The organism is Planococcus sp. PAMC 21323 (assembly GCF_000785555.1).
GTDB lineage: Bacteria > Bacillota > Bacilli > Bacillales_A > Planococcaceae > Planococcus.
Window position 1 is genome coordinate 1,292,285 of sequence record NZ_CP009129.1, and the last position, 19,912, is coordinate 1,312,196.

A 19,912-nucleotide genomic window follows, 5' to 3' on the forward strand; every position below is an offset into this window, starting at 1 on the left:
ATGCCTCCTCTGCTACACTTATTTAAACTACACACGCAGGAGGCAATTAAATGAAGCGAATAACTTGGGATCAATTTTTTATGGCACAAAGCCATTTACTCGCACTTAGAAGCACTTGTACACGACTTGCTGTTGGCGCAACAATTGTACGCGATCGGAGAATTATGGCTGGTGGCTATAACGGATCTATTTCAGGCGGAGACCATTGTATCGATAAAGGCTGCTACGTTGTCGATGGACATTGTGTACGAACCATCCATGCAGAAATGAACGCTTTATTGCAATGTTCAAAGTATGGTGTCAGTGTCAATGGTGCTGATATGTACGTCAGTCATTTTCCTTGCCTGCAATGCACAAAGTCAATTATCCAGTCAGGAATTGCCCGACTCTATTATGCAACCGACTACAAAAATCATGAATATGCCATCGAACTATTCGAACAAGCTGGGGTAGAAGTGGTGCAAGTCATGTTTGATGAGCGAAAGATTGACTTTTTAAGTGTCGAAAAATCAGCTCTTTACATCGAACTACTTGATAAATTGCGTGAAAAAGGTGGAAGTGAAGAAGAATTGGCCCATTATACGGAACGGGTGAATCAATTATTCGGAGAAATCGAAGTGTAACATCAAGTCCTTTTCTATACGTAGCAATAGCTACAGTTATGGCAACATATGCAGCGCATGAAACAGCGGTTCAACTCGTTTTCATGGCGCTGCTTTTTAGTTGGATGTATTGGAAAAGAGAAAAATGGACATTTATTATAAGTGTCCTTTTAGTTGGGTGTGCGGTATATGGCATTCAAGAAATAAGAAGTCAGGATAATTTTGATTACTCACAGCCTTATTCTGGAGAGCTAATTTTTCATGCGGGTGCAGTAATCGATGGGGACAGTCTCAGAGGATTTGCTTCATTACAGGATGGTACTGTGGTATATGCACGCTATAGATTACCATCAGATGAGCAAAAACTTCAAATGACTAGCTTAATTAGCGACTCTAAATTCTTGATAGCTGGAGTTTTTGAAGATGCATCACCACCTTCACATCGCTACTCGTTTAATATGAACGACTATTTACGACATAATGGTGCAACTTCACTACTGAAAATTGAAGCAATCCATGGTGTAGAAGACAACAAAACATGGATAAACCGTTTATTAAATAGAAGAGACTCGTTAAAAGACCATATTCGCGAAAATTTCCCTAAAAGTTTGGCAGCAGAAGCAGAAGCGCTATTAATTGGAGAACGAGAAAATATAGACCCAGAAGATCAGCGCATGTACCAAACGCTTGGGATTTCACACTTGTTTGCGATTTCAGGATTGCACGTTGGCATTGCGTCTGGATTGTTATACGTTCTTCTTATCCGTTTGCATATTCGAAAAGAGACAGCATTGATCATTTTGCTCGCCGTATTGCCTTTGTATGCAGTGATTGCAGGAGGAGCTCCGTCTGTTTGGCGAGCAGTTAGTATGGTAGTGGTTGTAGTAAGCGGAAAACTATTAAACGTAAAGTTTCCGCTTGCAAATATTATGTTAACTAGTTTAATGGTTTTTGTGATTTGGAATCCATATGCTATGTACAAAATTGGTTTTCAATTATCTTATGGCGCAACATTTGGTATTATATACTCTTTAAAGATGTTAAAGGCGATTAAATCGCCAATCAAAATAGGATTTGCTATTACATTTATTTCCCAAGTGACCTTGTATCCTTTATTATTGTTTCATTTTTATGAACTATCATTGTCCGCTTTTATAGTAAATAGCTTGTTTGTTCCACTGTTTACTTTGCTAATACTACCAGCAAATTTCTTGTTATTGTTTTTGACAGCGATTTTTCTACCAGCAGCCAACTTTGTTTTTTATTTTTATGAACCGTTGCGAGGACAAATTGATGAGTTGATGAATGGGCTAGCGAGCTTACCGTATCAATTATGGGTACCAGGAAAGCCGGGAGTTGTTGTATTCATCTTATTAACGAGCAGTGTATATTTTTTTTATTGTGCAGTAGAACAAAAGTTTCGTTGGCGGTACTTGTTATTATTGTTAATGCCAGCGCTCCTATTTACATCACTGCCTTATATGGACCCGCGTTTAAAAGTGACTTTTTTAGATGTGGGGCAAGGTGATAGTGCGGTTATTGAATTGCCATACCGTCAAGCTGTTTATTTAGTAGATAGTGGTGGTGTGCTTCGGTTTGATGTAGAGGCTTTTAAAGAAAAAAAGCGACCGTATGAAATTGGTCGGCAAGTGGTAGCACCTTACTTAAAGGGGAGCGGTATTTCATCGCTTGATGCCTTTATAATTTCTCATCCAGACGCGGATCATGCAGAAGGCGCGGAAGAAATTTTTGAGATGTTCTTAGTGAAAGAGTTACATTTAACACCAGGATCTGCTTCAAATGCCTTAATGCTAGAACTTGCACCGCACACTGCAGAAGCAGAAGTGATTTTTCCTGCTGCTGGATCTAATTGGCGTGTGGGGAAAACCGATTTTGTTTATTTGTCACCTGCTGACGCAACTTATGAAGGCAATAATGATTCACTTGTACTTTTGATGAAAACAGGAAACTATCAGATTTTATTTACGGGTGATTTAGAAGCTGAAGGAGAAAAAGAGTTATTAGCGATTTATGGGCATAAACTTAAGGGGGTAACCGTACTAAAGGTCGGGCATCACGGCAGCAAGACATCTAGCAGTGAAGAATTTCTAAGGGCGCTAACTCCAAAATTATCGATTTTCTCCACAGGAACAGACAATCGTTATGGTCATCCAAGTGAAGAAGTTGTCGAACGGTTTAACGATTTAGAGCTAAGAACCTTAAACACCGCAGAAAACGGTACGATTAAGTTGCTTTATGATGAAAATGGGATACAACTTGAAACAATGCGTTAGAACAAAAAAGTGGGGGCGGACATGTCTATTTGACGGGCATGAGATTCGCTGGCAGAGCGGCGTGCATTGCTATACAAGCAGCATGGCTTATTTGTCTGCTTCCGTTTAGCCAAAAAACACACGTATATATTTATAAAATAAAAAAAGTTCTGGTTGTAAAAACCAGAACTTTTTTTTGAGTTAATTACCGCGCAGCGAATTCTACAATTCCAGCGATGATAAAGATAAGGGCGAAAAATCCAAAGGATACGACGAAGCCCATTCCCGCGTCGATTGCATCGTTACGTTTGGACTGTACATTCTGTTCAAATTCATTCATTGAAATCCCTCCTAATTCCTTATAATTATAAGCGAAGACTCGACAAAAATCTAGATTGAAGTAAACTTAAACGGATGAAATTTTGCGCCGACACATAACTGTCAAATACCCAAAGGGGTGAAAATCCGATATAGTAGAGAAAGGGGAGGCTGATAAGATGATTACTTCCGTGTGGAAATCCATACGCAGCGGACAAATAGACCCTGTTTATCTCATTGTAGGAACAGAAAGCTATTTTATTGAAAAAACCTTGGACTTGTTAAAAGATAAATTGACAGTTGCTGGAGAATTAGAGTTAACATTTTTTGATTTAGACGAAGTGCCAGTAGAGCATGTGATTGATGAAGCAGATACGTTTCCGTTTTTCAGTGATCGAAAGTTGATCATTGCACGAAATGCTTCGTTTTTAAAAGCGGCCGAGCGTGGCAAAGAAAAAATCAATCACGATTTGAAAGCTCTAGAAGCTTGGTTAGAACATCCACCAAGTAGTTCGGTGACGATTTTTGTAGCACCTTACGAAAAATTAGACGAGCGAAAAAAAGTAACCAAGCAAATGAAACAGCATACCGTGTTAATCGAAGCGAAATCGCTGCAAGCAAATGATTTGGAAACTTGGTTAATGCATGAAGCAAAAAATTTCGGCAAAGGCATTGGCATAAAAGCAGCGCAACGGTTAATGGAGATGGCAGGTACGAATTTAACTTTACTGTCTTCAGAAATCGAAAAGATGTCTTTATACCTTGGTTCATCAGATGAAGATATTACAGTAGAGCTTGTGGAACAAATGTCTGCGCGAACTCTTGAGCAAGATGCATTCAAAATGTTGCAAGCGTATTTAGATGGCAATATCAGCGTGGCACTTAGCGTGTATTATGATTTATTGCGTCAAAAAGAAGAACCGGTAGCACTGACAGCACTACTTGCTTCACAAATCCGATTTATGATTCAAGTTTATTATTTGCAGAAAAAAGGCTATCACGCACAACAAATCTCCAAACAATTAAAAGCCCATCCATATCGAGTGAAGCTATTAGTGGAAAAGCGTCAGCAAATTTCGGAGAAACGATTGTTACAAGTGTTAGGCGATTTGGCAGATATCGATTTGCAACTTAAAACACTAAGCGGCAATCGTGATCGCATACTGGAATTTTTCTTAATGAAACGCGCAGGTCAGAAAAAACAGTAAAATAAATAGCAAAAAGCCGGCTCCTCAAAAGGAACCGGCTTTTTAATGTGTTACGCTTGTTGTTTCATCAAGCGAGATTTTTTACGAGCTGCAGTGTTTTTGTGTAGCAAGCCTTTAGAAGCTGCTTTTTCCACCTGTTGGATCGCCACTTTTACAGTATCGTTAGCGTTTTCGTCTTTGTTAGTCAAAGCTGTTTCAGCTTTTTTAATAGAAGAACGCATTGCTGATTTCACATGTGAGTTTTGAGCGTTTTTAGTGTCGTTCGTGCGCACACGTTTGATTGCAGATTTAATGTTTGGCATGTATTTCACCTCCTAGACAATATGGAAGAGCGGAAATAATCCCAACTCTTTAATGTCTCTATACAACATGAGTTATTTTATCAAATCAGCGACAGAAATGCAATAGTTACGTGCAAAGAAGTTTGCCTTGACAGTGAAATGATTTCACGGGCTATCATTGCTCAATGCCAGCTGTACTGCTATAATTCATAGTAGTTTATATAGGAGTGAAGAGAATGAACAATGAGGAAAGATTATCCCGCCAAAGTAAAATCCGTAACTTCTCGATTATTGCGCATATCGATCATGGTAAATCAACACTTGCAGATCGAATTTTAGAAAAGACGGAAGCATTGACTACACGCGAAATGAAAGCACAGTCTCTAGATTCGATGGATCTTGAAAGAGAACGTGGAATAACGATTAAATTAAATGCTGTCCAGCTTAATTATAAAGCCAAAGACGGAGAAACATATATTATGCATTTGATCGATACACCAGGACACGTCGACTTTACTTACGAGGTTTCACGTAGTTTAGCGGCTTGTGAAGGGGCAGTATTAGTGGTTGATGCTGCACAAGGGATCGAAGCGCAAACATTGGCTAACGTTTATCTAGCACTAGATAATGATTTGGAAATCCTTCCTGTTATTAATAAAATCGATTTACCAGCTGCTGACCCAGAACGCGTACGTCAAGAAATTGAAGACGTAATCGGGTTGGATGCTTCTGAAGCAGTTTTAGCTTCAGCAAAAGCGGGAATCGGTATTGAAGAAATTCTTGAACAAGTAGTAGCAAAAGTCCCAGCACCAGTTGGGGATCCTGAAGCACCACTTCAAGCATTAATTTTTGATTCGATTTACGATCCGTATCGTGGCGTAGTTGCGTATATTCGAATTGTTCAAGGAAGACTAAAACCAGGTGATCGCATTAAAATGATGGCATCAGGTAAGGAATTTGAACTAATTGAAGCAGGCGTGTTTACACCACACGCGACACTTCGCGAAGAATTGACAGTAGGAGATGTTGGCTTTATAACAGCTGCTATTAAAAATGTGGGTGATTCAACAGTTGGTGACACGATTACATTAGCTAATAACCCTGCATCTGAAGCGTTGCCTGGTTACCGTCGATTAAACCCGATGGTTTATTGTGGCTTATATCCGATTGATACATCTAAATACAATGATTTACGTGATGCTTTAGAAAAATTAGAGTTGAACGATGCAGCGTTGCAGTTCGAGCCTGAATCTTCTCAAGCACTTGGCTTTGGTTACCGTTGTGGTTTCCTAGGTTTATTGCACATGGAAATTATTCAAGAGCGTATCGAGCGTGAATTTAATATCGACTTGATCACGACGGCACCAAGCGTAATTTACGACGTTCACATGACAGACGGGGAAGTTTTAAAAATAGATAACCCGGCGATGATGCCTGACGCTCAAAAAATTGATGTGGTTGAAGAACCTTATGTAAAAGCGACAGTAATGGTGCCAAATGAATACGTGGGTGCGGTTATGGAAATTTGTCAGCGCAAACGTGGGAACTTCTTAACAATGGATTATGTAGATGATATTCGTGTCAGCATTATTTATGAACTGCCGTTAGCTGAGATTGTTTATGATTTCTTTGATCAGTTAAAATCAGGTACTAAAGGATATGCATCATTTGACTATGAATTGATTGGTTATAAAGAGTCTAAACTTGTGAAGATGGACATCTTATTAAATTCTGAACAAGTAGATGCTTTGAGCTTTATCGTTCACCGTGACTTTGCTTATGAGCGCGGAAAAGTGATTGTAGATAAGTTGAAAAATTTAATTCCGCGTCAACAATTTGAAGTGCCGATTCAAGCAGCAATCGGTCAAAAAATCGTTGCACGACAGACCATCAGTGCGATCCGTAAAAACGTTCTTGCTAAATGTTATGGCGGAGATATTTCCCGTAAACGGAAACTTCTCGACAAGCAAAAAGAAGGTAAAAAGCGCATGAAGCAAGTAGGATCTGTTGAGGTTCCACAAGAAGCATTCATGGCAATCCTGAAAATGGATGACCAATCAAAATAAAACGAAAAAAAGGAGGCGGAATTTTAGCCTCCTTTTCTTATTAGAAAAGAGGAAATAAAATGGTAAAGGGATTGTACATCCACATTCCATTCTGTCACCAAATTTGTTTTTACTGCGATTTCAATAAAGTATATTTTAAAGATCAACCAGTCGATGCTTACATCGATTCACTAGGCAAGGAACTAGCGCTTTGGAAAGAGCAAGGCGCACTCGACAAGCCTCTAGAAACAATCTTTTTAGGTGGTGGTACGCCCACATCTTTAACACCGGCTCAACTAGAGAAATTGTTAGCGTATATTCATCGCTACGTGCCGATGGCTGAGAATTTGGAATGGACGTCTGAAGCCAATCCAGACGAATTAACAAAAGACAAAATGCAAGTCTTGTTTGACGGTGGCGTAAACCGGTTAAGTATGGGAGTTCAGTCTTTTGATGAAGATTTATTAAAACGTCTTGGTCGTACACATAGTAATACGGACGTGAAAAGAGCGGTCGATTCTGCTCGACAAGTTGGTTTTGAAAACTTGAGTTTTGACTTGATGTATGGGTTGCCTGGACAAACTATGCAGCAATGGGACGATACGCTGGAGCAAGCATTCGCGTTTGATATGCCTCATTTCTCAGCTTATTCGTTAATCATTGAACCGAAAACAGTCTTTTATAATTTAATGACCAAAGGCAAATTAAATACCGTGACAGAAGATTTAGAAGCAGATATGTATGAAAAATTAATGAACGAAATGGACAAGCGGGGACTAAAGCAATACGAAATTTCCAACTTTGCCCGACCAGGACACGAATCACATCATAATTTATTGTATTGGGACAATGTTGAGTATATTGGTGTGGGCGCAGGTGCACACGGTTATGTAGATGGTGTTCGTTATTCTAATGCGGGACCCTTAAAAAAATACATGTCTCCATTAGATGAAGGCTTGCGCCCGATTTTAAGTGAACATGAAGTTCCACCGCATGAAAAAATGGAAGAAGAAATGTTTTTAGGTCTTCGAAAAACGGCTGGTGTTTCTTTGGCTCATTTCCAAACTAAGTTCCAAAAGCCAATACAAGATGTCTATGGTTTGATTTTGGAAAAAGAACTTGCTAAAGGAAATTTAGAGATTGCGAATGGTTTTATTAAGTTAACAAGAAAAGGTAGGTTCGTCGGCAACGAGGTTTTTGAACAATTTTTATTAGCTTAAAGCTCTTGCGTTGACATTGTTCTTTTTATTTGTTAATTTAAATGTAGTATTAGCACTCGAACACATAGAGTGCTAACAGAGGTGATGATCATGTTAACAGAACGGCAACTGCTCATTTTAAAAGTGACAGTAGATGATTATATTCAATCAGCTCAGCCGGTAGGATCGAACCAACTCTCCAAAAAGCTCGAAACTCCTTTTAGCCCTGCTACCATTCGTAATGAAATGGCAGAGCTTGAAAGAATGGGCTTTCTGGAAAAAACGCATACGTCTTCCGGACGCATTCCTTCTGAAAGAGGATACCGTTATTACGTCGATCATTTGCTGACGCCAAGACCGCTGCCGAAAGAGGACATTGTGCAATTGCGCTCGATTTTCGAAGAGAAAATGACGGAAACGGAAGAAATCATCAAGCGATCAGCAATGATTCTTTCAGAGTTAACCAATTACACGTCTATTTTACTCGGACCTGATGTGCGCAGACATATCGTTAAGAAGTTATCAATTGTTCCATTGACCCCGGACACGGCAGTGGCGATTATCGTCACCAATACTGGACATGTGGAAAATCGTGTATTTTCGATACCGCCTGGATTAAACCCGTCGGATGTTGAAAAAATGACGAATATCCTCAATGAACGGCTAGTTGGTGTGGCGTTAAACAACCTGCATCTGCGGTTAGAACAAGAAACCTTATCGATTTTAAAGCAGCATGTTGAGCGCTACGGTGAGCTATTCCAGACATTTAGACAAGCAGTTTTATTGCCTCATGATGATGAAAATATTTATTATGGCGGTAAACTGAACATCTTGAAACAGCCTGATTTTCACGATCTTCAAAAAATCAGGGACTTGATGGATGTTATGGAAGAAGCTAAGCATATTCCGATGATCTTGCCTGTTGGAAGTCAAGGCCTCCATATTCGCATTGGCTCGGAAAATACGCTTACAGCAATGGAAGATTGCAGTGTCATCACGGTATCGTATGATACTGGAAAAGAACAAACGGGTTCAATCGCCATAGTCGGTCCGAAACGAATGGATTATAAACGCATCGTTTCGATTTTAGATTTATTAAGTGGAGACTTGTCGAAAGAACTAAACCGGATGTTTAAAGGAACGTGAACAAAGGAGGAACAAAATTGCCAAAAAAAAATGAGTCATTAAAAACAGAAGAACAGGTAATGGCTGAAGACGTTAAAGTAAAAACGACTGAAGCGGAAGAACAGGCAGAGGTGGCGGATACAGAACAGCCAGAAACTGACCTTCCTGTAGAAGAAGAGGCAGAAACAGTAGACGAAGTTGAAAAACTTCGTGAGCAGCTTGATGCAGAGCAAAACAAATATTTGCGCCTGTTAGCCGATTATGATAATTTCAAAAGGCGCACACAAAAAGACAAAGAACTAGCCAATAAATTCCGTTCACAATCGTTGCTAGCAGACATCTTGCCAGTCTTAGATAATTTCGAACGTGCATTGTCAGTTCCAACGAAAAGTGAAGAGTCAGCATCATTGCTAAAAGGCATTGAAATGGTTCAAAAATCTTTATTAGAAGCTGTGAACCGTGAAGGCTTGGAAGAGATCAAAGCAATTGGCGAACAATTCGATCCGAATTTCCATCAAGCAGTTATGCAAGAAAAAGATGATTCGGCAGAGCCGGGCGAGGTTTTACAAGAATTGCAAAAAGGCTATATCTTGAAAGATCGAGTTTTACGACCTGCAATGGTAAAAGTAAACGAATAAAATTAATGGAGGAATTTAAAATGAGCAAAATTATCGGTATTGACTTAGGTACAACAAACTCAGCGGTCGCAGTATTAGAAGGCGGCGAACCAAAAATTATTCCAAACCCAGAAGGTAACCGTACAACTCCTTCTGTTGTAGCTTTTAAAAATGGCGAACGCCAAGTCGGCGAAGTAGCAAAACGCCAATCAATCACAAACCCAAACACAATTCAATCTGTTAAACGTTTAATGGGTACACAAGAAAAAGTAACTGCAGAAGGCAAAGAGTATACAGCTCAAGAAGTTTCTGCAATGATCTTACAATACATTAAAGGATACGCTGAAGATTATCTAGGCGAAAAAGTAACACGCGCTGTAATCACTGTTCCTGCTTACTTTAACGATGCTGAACGTCAAGCAACTAAAGACGCTGGACGTATTGCAGGTCTTGAAGTAGAACGTATTATTAACGAGCCAACTGCAGCAGCTTTAGCATATGGTCTTGATAAAACAGATACTGACGAAACAATCCTTGTTTATGACCTTGGTGGCGGTACGTTTGACGTATCAATCCTTGAACTTGGCGATGGTGTATTCGAAGTAAAATCTACTGCCGGCGATAACCGTCTTGGTGGCGATGACTTTGATAAACTAATCATTGATTATTTAGTACAAGAATTCAAAAAAGAAAATGGCGTAGACTTGTCTAAAGATAAAATGGCTACTCAGCGCTTGAAAGATGCTGCTGAAAAAGCGAAAAAAGACTTGTCAGGCGTATCTTCAACACAAATCTCATTGCCGTTTATCACTGCTGGAGCAGAAGGACCGCTTCACTTGGAAATTACAATGAGCCGTGCGAAATTTGACGAGTTAACTTCTTCATTAGTAGAACGTACAATGGGACCTACTCGTCAAGCATTGAAAGATGCTGGAATTTCAGCTTCTGAACTTGATCGTGTAATCCTAGTTGGTGGATCTACTCGTATCCCAGCTGTACAAGAAGCAGTTAAAAAAGAAACTGGTAAAGAGCCACATAAAGGTGTTAACCCGGATGAAGTAGTAGCAATGGGTGCAGCTGTACAAGGTGGCGTATTAACTGGAGACGTTAAAGATGTTGTCTTATTAGACGTAACTCCACTATCTCTTGGTATTGAAACAATGGGCGGCGTGTTCACGAAACTAATTGAGCGTAACACAACGATCCCAACTTCAAAATCACAAACATTCTCAACTGCTGCTGATAACCAGCCAGCTGTAGATATTCATGTATTACAAGGTGAGCGTCCGATGGCAGCAGCTAACAAAACGCTTGGTCGTTTCCAATTAGCGGATATTCCACCAGCACCACGTGGTGTTCCACAAATCGAAGTAAGCTTCGATATCGATAAAAACGGTATTGTAAGTGTTAAAGCGAAAGATCTTGGAACACAAAAAGAACAAACGATTACAATTCAATCGAATTCTTCATTATCAGATGATGAAATCGAACGCATGATTAAAGAAGCAGAAGAAAACGCTGATGCAGATGCGAAAGTGAAAGAAGAAGTAGAACTTCGCAATGAAGCTGACCAAGCTGTTTTCCAAACAGATAAAACAATCACAGATCTTGGTGAAGTGGTTACTGAAGAAGAGAAAAAACAAGCGGAAGATGCACGCGATGAACTAAAAGCGGCTTTAGAGTCTGATAATACTGAAGACATCCGTGAGAAGAAAGACAAACTTCAAGAAATCTTGCAAGGTCTTTCAATGAAAGCTTATGAGCAAGCAGCAGCAGCTCAACAAGCTGGACAAGACGAAAATGCAACATCTGATAACGACGATGTAGTCGATGCAGAGTTTGAAGAAGTAAACGACGACAATAAGTAAACCCTTGAAAAGTCAAAGCAAAGCAACATGCTTTGGCTTTTTCAATGTCTTTGCAACGAGGATTTAAACCGTGTACAATTACTAATGATTGCTAAGGGAGAGTGACTTATGAACAAGCGAGATTATTACGAAGTGCTGGGTGTATCCAAGTCTGCTTCCAAAGAAGAGATTAAAAAAGCATACCGGACTTTATCAAAAAAATTCCACCCAGATATTAATAAAGATGCTGATGCGTCAGAGAAATTCCAAGAAGTAAAAGATGCTTATGAAGTATTAAGTGACGAACAAAAACGTGCACAATATGATCAGTTTGGGCACCAAGATCCTAACCAAGGATTCGGCGGCGGCGGAGCTGATGGCTTTGGTTTCGATGACATCTTTAGTACGTTCTTTGGTGGCGGTGGTAGACGTCGTGACCCAAATGCACCGCGTAAAGGTGATGATTTGCAGTATTCGATGACCATTGATTTTATGGATGCTGTATTTGGTAAAGAAACCGAAGTTGAAATTCCGAAAGACGAAACATGTGGAACTTGTGATGGTTCTGGAGCTAAGCCTGGAACAAAGAAAAAAACTTGTCCATATTGCGAAGGTTCGGGTCAAACGAATGTAACGCAGGATACGCCTTTTGGTCGTATGGTCAATCGTCGGACTTGTCAACATTGTGAAGGTTCAGGACAAATTATTGAAGAGAAATGTACGACTTGTCGCGGTCAAGGAAAAGTCCGTAAAGTAAACAAAATCAAAGTCACGATCCCACCAGGTGTTGACGATGGGCAACAACTACGTGTTACAGGTCAAGGTGGTCCAGGCTTTAACGGAGGACCAGCGGGAGATCTATACGTGGTATTCCGCGTAAAACCGCATAAGCAATTCCAGCGTGAAGGCGATGATATTTACTTAGAAATTTCAATCACTTATCCGCAAGCAGCATTAGGTGACGATATTGAAGTGCCAACAATCTCCGGGAAAGTGAAATTGAAAATCCCAGCTGGGACGCAAAGTGGAGCGCGTTTCCGCTTGAAAGGCAAAGGGGTTAAAAACGTTCACGGTTATGGAACGGGCGACCAACATATTATCGTACGCATAAAAACACAAACAAAACTTAGCGACAAACAAAAGCAATTATTACGCGAATTTGCTGAAATTAGCGGAGATATTCCGGAAGAACACAGCAGTTCTTTATTTGATAAAATCAAACGCACAATCAAAGGCGATTCATAAGAGCTGGAAAATGATGAAAGCTATACGGTTCGTCGGCAGCTAAATCAATTCAATTTTACAAACAGAAGACTCTTGCCTAAGCGAGAGTCTTACTGACTGTAAAAGCGGAAAAGGAGCTGGGCACTATTGAAATGGTCAGAACTGTCAATTCATACAACAAACGAAGCGATTGAAGCAGTTTCGAATATTATGCACGAAGCAGGTGCGAGCGGTGTTGTCATCGAGGACTCAGAAGATTTAACAAAAGAACGAGAAGATCGTTTTGGAGAGATTTATTCGTTAGATCCTGAAGATTTCCCAGTAGATGGTGTTATTTTAAAAGCGTATCTCCCGGTTAATAGCTTTTTAGGTGAAACGGTAGAAGCTATTAAGCTGGCAATTAATAATTTAGTTACATTCGACATTAACTTAGGTAAAAACGAAGTATCTATCAGCGAAGTAAATGAAGAAGAATGGGCTACAGCTTGGAAAAAATATTATCATCCTGTAAAAATTTCAAAACGTTTTACAATAGTTCCAACTTGGGAAACGTACAATCCGGTTTCGAGCGATGAGTTAATCATTGAATTAGATCCTGGAATGGCTTTTGGAACAGGTACTCACCCAACAACTGTCATGAGTCTTCAAGCATTAGAGAAAATGGTAAAACCAGCAGATCGCGTGATTGATATCGGTACAGGTTCTGGGGTATTGGCAATTGGTGCAGCTTTACTATCCGCTAAAGAAGTTTATGCACTAGATTTAGATGAAGTTGCAGTTAGATCAGCGAATATCAACGTTAAATTAAATAAAGTTCAAGATGTTGTAACGGTAGAAGAAGGTAATTTGACTGATAAAATTGATCAACCAGGTGATGTAGTAGTTGCTAATATTTTGGCCGAAGTTATTATGTCATTTACAAATGATGCGTTTACAATTGTGAAACCAGGAGGCTACTATATTACATCTGGTATCATATCGGCGAAAAAAAATGATGTGAAGGCTGCTCTTGAAGCATCTGGCTTTGTTATTGAAGACGTGATGATGATGGAAGACTGGGTTACGATCATTTCAAAAAAACCGGAATAACGGGGTGCCACGATGCAACGATATTTTATAGAAGGCAAAGTTCCTGAAAATCGAATAGTGGCAATAACAGGCGATGATGCAAAGCACATCGCCAAAGTTATGCGTCAAACTGTTGGGGACAAATTGATTACGGTCATTGAAGAACAAGCGCACCAAGCAGAAATTTTATCTGTAGATTTTGATGTAGAAGTAAAAATCGGACACCTAATAGAAGCGCAAGTAGAACTTCCAAAAAAAGTGACGATTGCTTGCGGATTACCGAAAGGCGACAAGCTTGATTTAATTACACAAAAAGCAACAGAACTTGGTATGTATGCGCTATTGCCGTTTTCGGCAGAACGCTCTATTGTAAAATGGGACAATGCTAAAAGCGACAAAAAAATAGGGCGACTGCAAAAAATTGCGAAAGAAGCAGCTGAACAGTCACATAGAACGCATATTCCAGAAATCCATAACATTCACAGCTTTAAGCAGTTAATAAGTAAGGCCGAAACCTACGACGCCGTCATTGTAGCTTACGAAGAAGAAGCTAGACAAGGTGACAGGAAGCGGTTTGCTGAAACTATAAAATCATTGTATGATAAAGATTCAGTGTTACTGGTTTTTGGTCCTGAAGGTGGAATTTCTGATGTCGAAGTACAGGCCTTGAAAAACTTTGGTGCAATATTTACTTCTCTTGGTCCTCGGATTCTCCGGACAGAAACAGCGCCTTTATATGCACTGTCGGCAATTTCCTACGAGTTTGAATAAGCTTAGTTTATTGTAGGGACTAGTTGGAAAAACAAACGACTTCTATATAGAATGGGGATTTTTAAAAATGACAAACATTGCATCTTATATCGACCATACTTTACTAAAGCCTGAATCAACAGAAAGCCAAGTTGTTCAACTATGCAAAGAAGCAGCTGAATACAATTTCGCTTCTGTTTGTGTAAATCCAACTTGGGTTGAAAAAGCAGCTACAGAACTAACAAATAGTAAAGTAAAAGTATGTACAGTTATTGGCTTTCCATTAGGGGCTTCAACTCCTGAGACAAAAGCATTTGAAACAACAGACGCTATTACTAAAGGCGCTGGAGAAATTGACATGGTTATAAATATTGGCGCATTAAAAAGCGGCAACACCGATCATGTGAAAAAAGATATTGAAGCAGTTGTTAATGCTGCTAAAGGCAAAGCCATCGTTAAAGTTATTCTCGAAACATGCTTGCTAACTGAAGAAGAAAAAGTAACAGCTTCACAACTATCTAAAGAAGCTGGCGCAGATTTTGTTAAAACTTCTACTGGCTTCTCAACAGGTGGAGCGACAGTTGAAGATGTAAAATTGATGCGTCAAACTGTTGGTCCTGATATGGGTGTTAAAGCATCAGGTGCCGTACGTAGCTTAGAAGATGTAGAAGCGATGATCAAAGCAGGAGCTACGCGTATTGGCGCAAGCTCTGGCGTTAAAATCATGCAAGGCTTAACTTCTGATTCTGATTATTAACTATTGACCTTTTATCTAGAATACGATATAATTTTTGAGTATATAACACTTGTTGCTCTTCGCTTCAACGTGTGTTCGGAGGGAGGGAAAAAGAGATGTCAAAAACTACAGTTCGTAAAAACGAATCGATTGAAGATGCTCTTCGCCGCTTCAAACGCACTGTTTCTAAATCTGGAACAATGCAAGAGGTAAGAAAGCGCGAGTACTATGATAAGCCGAGCGTGAAACGTAAACTAAAATCAGAAGCTGCCCGTAAACGTAAATTTTAATTGACTTTAAGAAACATATAGACTTTTAAAAAATATGAACGACCAGCGAAAACCGCCAACACGATCTCGTGTTGGCGGTTTTTCTAATTGTCACATAAGTAAGCGCATTCTTTCGTTATTACAGAAGATTTGCTTTATAATAGAAGTATAATAACTTGAAACTTCTTCCCGGTCTAATCGTATATAAGGTGCAGAAGAAATTCGAATTGCGAAAGGAGAGATCCTGTTGAGCAAAGTCAAAGTCTTTATGGGTTTTGGACTTTTGCTATTATCGTTTCTACTTGTGCTCCCAGCTATCCAGGCTGACACTTCGACAGTATACGTAATTCCGATCGAAGATGAAGTTGAAAGAGGATTGCAAGCTTTTATCGAACGGGGGATTGAAGAAGCGGAAGAAGCTGGAGCCGAAGCCATCATATTTGAAATAGATACACCGGGTGGGTTTGTAGACGCAGCAGATGGTATTGCTCGTCTGTTAAATAAAACAAATTTAAAAACGCTGGCTTTTATCAATCAAGACGCTTTGTCTGCTGGCGCTTTTCTTGCTTTGCATAATGATGAAATTTATATGCATCCAAACGGGCGTATGGGAGCAGCACAAGTGATCGATCAGTCAGGTAACGCAGCTGCTGATAAAGCAAATAGTGCTTGGCTATCCTCTATGAAAAGTGCAGCCCAAACAGCAGATCGCGATTCTCAGTATGCCTTAGCAATGGCTGATGCATCAATGGATCTTCCAGAAGTGGGCGCAGCCAAAGGAAAGTTATTAACTTTAGATGCGAAAGAAGCGGAACAAGTAGGTTATTCGGAAGGGACCGTTAGTTCGTTAAGTGAACTTCTAGCATTAAAAGGCTTTCAAGACGCAACAATTGTGACAATTGATGAAACATTTTCAGAAAGCTTAGCGCGCTTTTTAACAAATCCGTTTATCGTACCGATTCTGTTGTCTTTTGCAGGACTCGGGTTGCTACTTGAGCTATTTACGCCAGGAGTCGGAGTTCCAGGATTTGTCGGTCTGCTATTTTTACTGTTGTTTTTTTATGGTCACCTGGTGGCTGGCTTGGCAGGTTACGAATCCATTATTTTACTAGTCATCGGACTCGGACTTTTTGTAGCTGAGTTTGTTATACCAGGTGGTGTAGCGGGATTCTTGGGAGTTGCCGCTATTCTTGGCAGTATTTTATTGGCGGGAGGAGACTTGAAAACCACCGCCATAGCAGTACTTATAGCAATGATAGTAGCAACAGTAGGGATGGTGATTGTAGTGAAGTTTTTTGGGAAACGACTAAGTTTGTTCAAACGAATTATTTTGACGGATGCCACCGATACGGCAAGTGGTTATGTATCAACTACAAACCGTCCAGAACTAGTCGGTAAAATTGCATTGACGCTGACAGCACTTCGGCCATCTGGTACGATTCAGCTGGAAGATGAACGGATCGATGCTGTTTCTGAAGGCAGGTTTATAGACAGTGGTAAAAATGTTAAGATTATCAAGGTAGAAGGTTCGCGAATCGTTGTTCGTGAACTTGATAAACAAGAGGAGGAATAAAAGAATGGGACTTGAAACAATCGGTCTAGGCGCAGCAATCATTGGTATCGTCGTTATTTTGGCAATATTCTTTACATTCGTTCCGATTACGTTATGGATCTCGGCATTAGCTGCAGGAGTAAGAATTAGTATTTTTACGCTAATTGGGATGAGATTACGTCGAGTTATTCCATCTCGTATTGTTAATCCATTAATCAAAGCTTCAAAAGCAGGATTAACTGTAACGATTAACCAACTAGAAAGTCATTACTTGGCCGGCGGTAATGTTGACCGTGTCGTTAACGCATTAATTGCGGCTCACCGTGCCAATATCGAATTACCATTTGAACGTGCAGCAGCGATTGACCTTGCAGGTCGTGACGTGTTAGAAGCAGTTCAAATGTCGGTAAACCCGAAAGTAATTGAAACACCATTTATCGCGGGTGTGGCAATGGACGGGATTGAAGTTAAAGCAAAAGCTCGAATTACAGTTCGTGCCAACATTGACCGTTTAGTCGGTGGTGCTGGTGAAGAAACAATTGTGGCTCGTGTTGGTGAGGGGATTGTCTCAACACTAGGTTCAAGCACAAGCCATAAAAAAGTTCTTGAAAACCCAGACTTGATTTCTCAAACAGTTTTAGCGAAAGGTTTAGATTCAGGGACTGCGTTTGAAATTCTATCGATTGATATTGCGGATGTCGATATCGGTAAAAACATCGGCGCTGAACTTCAAACAGAACAAGCGGAAGCAGATAAGAAAATTGCCCAAGCAAAAGCTGAAGAACGTCGTGCAATGGCTGTAGCTAGCGAACAAGAAATGAAAGCAAAAGTTGTTGAAATGAGAGCAAAAGTTGTTGAAGCGGAAGCAGCAGTACCACTTGCAATGTCTGAAGCCCTTCGCAACGGAAATATCGGCGTTATGGATTACGTTAATTATAAAAATATTCAAGCTGATACAAGTATGCGCGATTCCATTTCAAAAACGGGCACGGATAAATCCGACAATAAATAATGGGCGTTAGCCATAAGGGAGGTTTGTCGTGTGGAAGCTCTCATATTTGGTCTAGTCATTATGGCCGTAAGTGCTTTTTTCAATAAAAACAAAAAAGAATCTACTAAAAGAGATGCTCCGGTAAAGCCCTTTGCGGCAAAAACATCTACAACTAGAGAAAGTCGTTCCGGGAAAACCCGTTTTCAACGAGTTGAAGATTATGCAAAAGAAATTTATGGAGAGTTGCAAAGTCAAAAAACTCAAGGGTCTGATCGTTTAGAAGAAGCAAAGGAAAAAGCTTTAGAGGCAGTTGATCGAACGCCACTTCGCGAAGCGCGTCAAGAAGTGGCTCGTCGCGTAGTATCTAGTGAGATACAGAGCGATATACAAAGTCGTATGACTCCTAAACAATCAAGATCGCTACGAAATCAACCTGTTGCTCCTGCAGTGGAAGAAAGTTCTGATGATTTATTGCCACTTAGCAATGAGGACGTCAGAAGAGGAATTATCATGGCGGAAATATTAATGCCGCCAAAGTCAAAACGCTAATGAAAATCAGTCAGTTTAAAGCTGGCTGCTTTTTTATTTTTTATATTATTATTATGTAAACTAAAGTTTGGAGAACGATAATATGGAGTATGGTGAATTTAACAGCAGTAGGTTTATATATGAATAAGGAGAAATTCCACGTTAAAGAAGGACAGAACAAATATTTTACAAGTGATTATCTTTAATGATAGAGTGAAATTAGCAGTAAATACTCGATCCTAAGGAGCGTCCACATGACAGAAAACAACATACTAGAATTACATGTGAAAGACCCAAACGAAGCGGTACAGCTGCTCGGGATATCAGATAACCATCTAACATTAATCGAAGAAGCTTTTAATATTCATATTATTACCCGTGGAGAAGTCATTAAATTGTCTGGCTCTGATGAAGACAAGCAGACGGGAAAATTATTAATAGAGCAGTTATTACGAGTTATTCGCAAAAATATTAATATTGACCAACGTGATATTGTTTCAGCAATAGAAATGGCGAAGAGCGGCACGATTGAATATTTCGCTGAACTTTATGACGAAGAAGTTGCGCGCAATGCTAACGGCAAAACAATTCGTGCTAAAACCATTGGTCAGCGTCAATATGTTCATGCGATACGCAATAAAGATTTAGTTTTTGGAATTGGTCCAGCTGGTACAGGTAAAACCTACCTTGCCGTCGTTATGGCAGTTCAAGCGCTAAAAAATGGTCACGTAAAGAAAATCATTTTGACAAGACCTGCTGTTGAAGCAGGTGAAAGTCTTGGGTTTTTACCGGGCGATTTAAAAGAAAAAGTCGATCCTTACTTACGTCCATTATACGATGCGTTACACGACGTGCTGGGACTAGAACAAACTAATCGCTTTATTGAGCGGGGGACTATTGAAATTGCTCCACTAGCTTATATGAGAGGTCGAACACTAGATGAAGCGTTTGTTATTTTAGATGAAGCGCAAAACACCACAAAAGCGCAAATGAAGATGTTCTTAACACGTCTTGGGTTTGGTTCGAAAATGGTTATTACGGGAGATAAAACTCAGATTGATTTACCACGTGGTGCTGAATCGGGATTAATTGCGGCTGAAACGATTTTATCAAAAGTTCGAAACATCCATTTTCAATACCTTGAAAGTGGCGATGTCGTCCGTCATCCGCTAGTGGCGAAAATTATCGATGCTTATGAGAGTCAAGCAACGTAAAGAGAAAAAAGTGCAGGGAAAGTGATCCTGCACTTTTTTTCTATAGTAAAAGCTAATAAAATTTT

At 39.9% G+C, this 19,912-nt stretch carries 19 protein-coding genes; 17 read left to right on the top strand and 2 right to left on the bottom strand.

The window, feature by feature from the left end:
* Nucleotides 1-50: 50 nt before the first annotated feature.
* Together PLANO_RS06550 and PLANO_RS06555 are read left to right on the top strand one after the other, a co-directional pair.
* Nucleotides 51-623 (top strand): ComE operon protein 2, encoded by a 573-nt coding sequence (locus PLANO_RS06550; protein ID WP_038703667.1) that lies wholly within the window; start codon nt 51-53, stop codon nt 621-623.
* 38 nt (nt 624-661) lie between these two features.
* The gene (locus PLANO_RS06555) at nt 662-2,896 is read left to right on the top strand and encodes a DNA internalization-related competence protein ComEC/Rec2 (protein WP_038703668.1); all 2,235 of its coding nucleotides are present in this window, start codon (nt 662-664) and stop codon (nt 2,894-2,896) included.
* A 184-nt stretch (nt 2,897-3,080) separates the two neighbouring features.
* Here PLANO_RS06555 and PLANO_RS15820 read toward each other — a convergent pair whose 3' ends face one another.
* The gene (locus PLANO_RS15820) at nt 3,081-3,215 is read right to left on the bottom strand and encodes a YqzM family protein (protein WP_038703669.1); all 135 of its coding nucleotides are present in this window, start codon (nt 3,213-3,215) and stop codon (nt 3,081-3,083) included.
* Nucleotides 3,216-3,372: 157 nt separating this feature from the next.
* On the opposite strand from PLANO_RS15820, the gene holA reads away from it, so the two are divergent.
* Complete coding sequence (holA, locus tag PLANO_RS06565) at nt 3,373-4,401, top strand: DNA polymerase III subunit delta (RefSeq protein ID WP_038703670.1); 1,029 nt, start codon at nt 3,373-3,375, stop codon at nt 4,399-4,401.
* Nucleotides 4,402-4,451: 50 nt separating this feature from the next.
* Here holA and rpsT read toward each other — a convergent pair whose 3' ends face one another.
* The gene (gene rpsT, locus PLANO_RS06570; protein WP_038703671.1) at nt 4,452-4,703 is read right to left on the bottom strand and encodes a 30S ribosomal protein S20; all 252 of its coding nucleotides are present in this window, start codon (nt 4,701-4,703) and stop codon (nt 4,452-4,454) included.
* A 215-nt stretch (nt 4,704-4,918) separates the two neighbouring features.
* On the opposite strand from rpsT, the gene lepA reads away from it, so the two are divergent.
* The 14 genes from lepA to PLANO_RS06640 all read left to right on the top strand — a co-directional run bounded on the left by lepA (nt 4,919) and on the right by PLANO_RS06640 (nt 19,847).
* Nucleotides 4,919-6,748 (top strand): translation elongation factor 4, encoded by a 1,830-nt coding sequence (gene lepA, locus PLANO_RS06575; protein WP_038703672.1) that lies wholly within the window; start codon nt 4,919-4,921, stop codon nt 6,746-6,748.
* 59 nt (nt 6,749-6,807) lie between these two features.
* Nucleotides 6,808-7,947, top strand: a complete 1,140-nt coding sequence (gene hemW / locus PLANO_RS06580; RefSeq protein WP_038703673.1) for a radical SAM family heme chaperone HemW — start codon at nt 6,808-6,810, stop codon at nt 7,945-7,947.
* A 90-nt stretch (nt 7,948-8,037) separates the two neighbouring features.
* Nucleotides 8,038-9,072: a heat-inducible transcriptional repressor HrcA gene (hrcA, locus tag PLANO_RS06585; RefSeq protein ID WP_038703674.1), complete on the top strand. Its 1,035-nt coding sequence runs from the start codon at nt 8,038-8,040 to the stop codon at nt 9,070-9,072.
* Between the two features lie 17 nt (nt 9,073-9,089).
* Entirely contained in the window at nt 9,090-9,689 is a 600-nt protein-coding gene (gene grpE / locus PLANO_RS06590) for a nucleotide exchange factor GrpE (RefSeq protein ID WP_038703675.1), read from the top strand.
* 20 nt (nt 9,690-9,709) lie between these two features.
* Nucleotides 9,710-11,536 carry a molecular chaperone DnaK gene (gene dnaK / locus PLANO_RS06595; protein WP_038703676.1) on the top strand — a complete coding sequence of 609 codons (1,827 nt, stop codon included), beginning with the start codon at nt 9,710-9,712 and terminating at the stop codon, nt 11,534-11,536.
* A 108-nt stretch (nt 11,537-11,644) separates the two neighbouring features.
* The gene (gene dnaJ / locus PLANO_RS06600; protein WP_038703677.1) at nt 11,645-12,760 is read left to right on the top strand and encodes a molecular chaperone DnaJ; all 1,116 of its coding nucleotides are present in this window, start codon (nt 11,645-11,647) and stop codon (nt 12,758-12,760) included.
* Nucleotides 12,761-12,886: 126 nt separating this feature from the next.
* Entirely contained in the window at nt 12,887-13,828 is a 942-nt protein-coding gene (gene prmA, locus PLANO_RS06605; RefSeq protein ID WP_038703678.1) for a 50S ribosomal protein L11 methyltransferase, read from the top strand.
* A gap of 12 nt (nt 13,829-13,840) precedes the next feature.
* Nucleotides 13,841-14,578, top strand: a complete 738-nt coding sequence (locus tag PLANO_RS06610; RefSeq protein ID WP_038703679.1) for a 16S rRNA (uracil(1498)-N(3))-methyltransferase — start codon at nt 13,841-13,843, stop codon at nt 14,576-14,578.
* 67 nt (nt 14,579-14,645) lie between these two features.
* A complete protein-coding gene (gene deoC, locus PLANO_RS06615) occupies nt 14,646-15,314 on the top strand; it encodes a deoxyribose-phosphate aldolase (protein ID WP_038703680.1) in 669 nt (222 codons plus the stop codon).
* Nucleotides 15,315-15,409: 95 nt separating this feature from the next.
* Nucleotides 15,410-15,583, top strand: a complete 174-nt coding sequence (rpsU, locus tag PLANO_RS06620) for a 30S ribosomal protein S21 (RefSeq protein ID WP_006828698.1) — start codon at nt 15,410-15,412, stop codon at nt 15,581-15,583.
* 226 nt (nt 15,584-15,809) lie between these two features.
* Entirely contained in the window at nt 15,810-17,135 is a 1,326-nt protein-coding gene (locus PLANO_RS06625; RefSeq protein WP_197053113.1) for an NfeD family protein, read from the top strand.
* A gap of 4 nt (nt 17,136-17,139) precedes the next feature.
* Complete coding sequence (gene floA / locus PLANO_RS06630) at nt 17,140-18,126, top strand: flotillin-like protein FloA (RefSeq protein ID WP_038703681.1); 987 nt, start codon at nt 17,140-17,142, stop codon at nt 18,124-18,126.
* A gap of 30 nt (nt 18,127-18,156) precedes the next feature.
* Nucleotides 18,157-18,654, top strand: coding sequence for a hypothetical protein (locus PLANO_RS06635; protein ID WP_038703682.1), 498 nt, complete (start codon nt 18,157-18,159; stop codon nt 18,652-18,654).
* A gap of 233 nt (nt 18,655-18,887) precedes the next feature.
* Nucleotides 18,888-19,847: a PhoH family protein gene (locus tag PLANO_RS06640; RefSeq protein WP_038703683.1), complete on the top strand. Its 960-nt coding sequence runs from the start codon at nt 18,888-18,890 to the stop codon at nt 19,845-19,847.
* The last annotated feature ends 65 nt before the right edge of the window (nt 19,848-19,912 follow it).

Excerpts from the sequence above, each read along its gene's own strand:
- PLANO_RS06550 (WP_038703667.1), top strand. The coding sequence starts at position 51 with ATGAAGCGAATAACTTGGGATCAATTTTTTATGGCACAAAGCCATTTA.
- PLANO_RS06555 (WP_038703668.1), top strand. The coding sequence starts at position 662 with ATGGCAACATATGCAGCGCATGAAACAGCGGTTCAACTCGTTTTCATG.
- PLANO_RS15820 (WP_038703669.1), bottom strand. The coding sequence starts at position 3,215 with ATGAATGAATTTGAACAGAATGTACAGTCCAAACGTAACGATGCAATC.
- holA (WP_038703670.1), top strand. The coding sequence starts at position 3,373 with ATGATTACTTCCGTGTGGAAATCCATACGCAGCGGACAAATAGACCCT.
- rpsT (WP_038703671.1), bottom strand. The coding sequence starts at position 4,703 with ATGCCAAACATTAAATCTGCAATCAAACGTGTGCGCACGAACGACACT.
- lepA (WP_038703672.1), top strand. The coding sequence starts at position 4,919 with ATGAACAATGAGGAAAGATTATCCCGCCAAAGTAAAATCCGTAACTTC.
- hemW (WP_038703673.1), top strand. The coding sequence starts at position 6,808 with ATGGTAAAGGGATTGTACATCCACATTCCATTCTGTCACCAAATTTGT.
- hrcA (WP_038703674.1), top strand. The coding sequence starts at position 8,038 with ATGTTAACAGAACGGCAACTGCTCATTTTAAAAGTGACAGTAGATGAT.
- dnaK (WP_038703676.1), top strand. The coding sequence starts at position 9,710 with ATGAGCAAAATTATCGGTATTGACTTAGGTACAACAAACTCAGCGGTC.
- dnaJ (WP_038703677.1), top strand. The coding sequence starts at position 11,645 with ATGAACAAGCGAGATTATTACGAAGTGCTGGGTGTATCCAAGTCTGCT.
- PLANO_RS06610 (WP_038703679.1), top strand. The coding sequence starts at position 13,841 with ATGCAACGATATTTTATAGAAGGCAAAGTTCCTGAAAATCGAATAGTG.
- deoC (WP_038703680.1), top strand. The coding sequence starts at position 14,646 with ATGACAAACATTGCATCTTATATCGACCATACTTTACTAAAGCCTGAA.
- rpsU (WP_006828698.1), top strand. The coding sequence starts at position 15,410 with ATGTCAAAAACTACAGTTCGTAAAAACGAATCGATTGAAGATGCTCTT.
- floA (WP_038703681.1), top strand. The coding sequence starts at position 17,140 with ATGGGACTTGAAACAATCGGTCTAGGCGCAGCAATCATTGGTATCGTC.
- PLANO_RS06640 (WP_038703683.1), top strand. The coding sequence starts at position 18,888 with ATGACAGAAAACAACATACTAGAATTACATGTGAAAGACCCAAACGAA.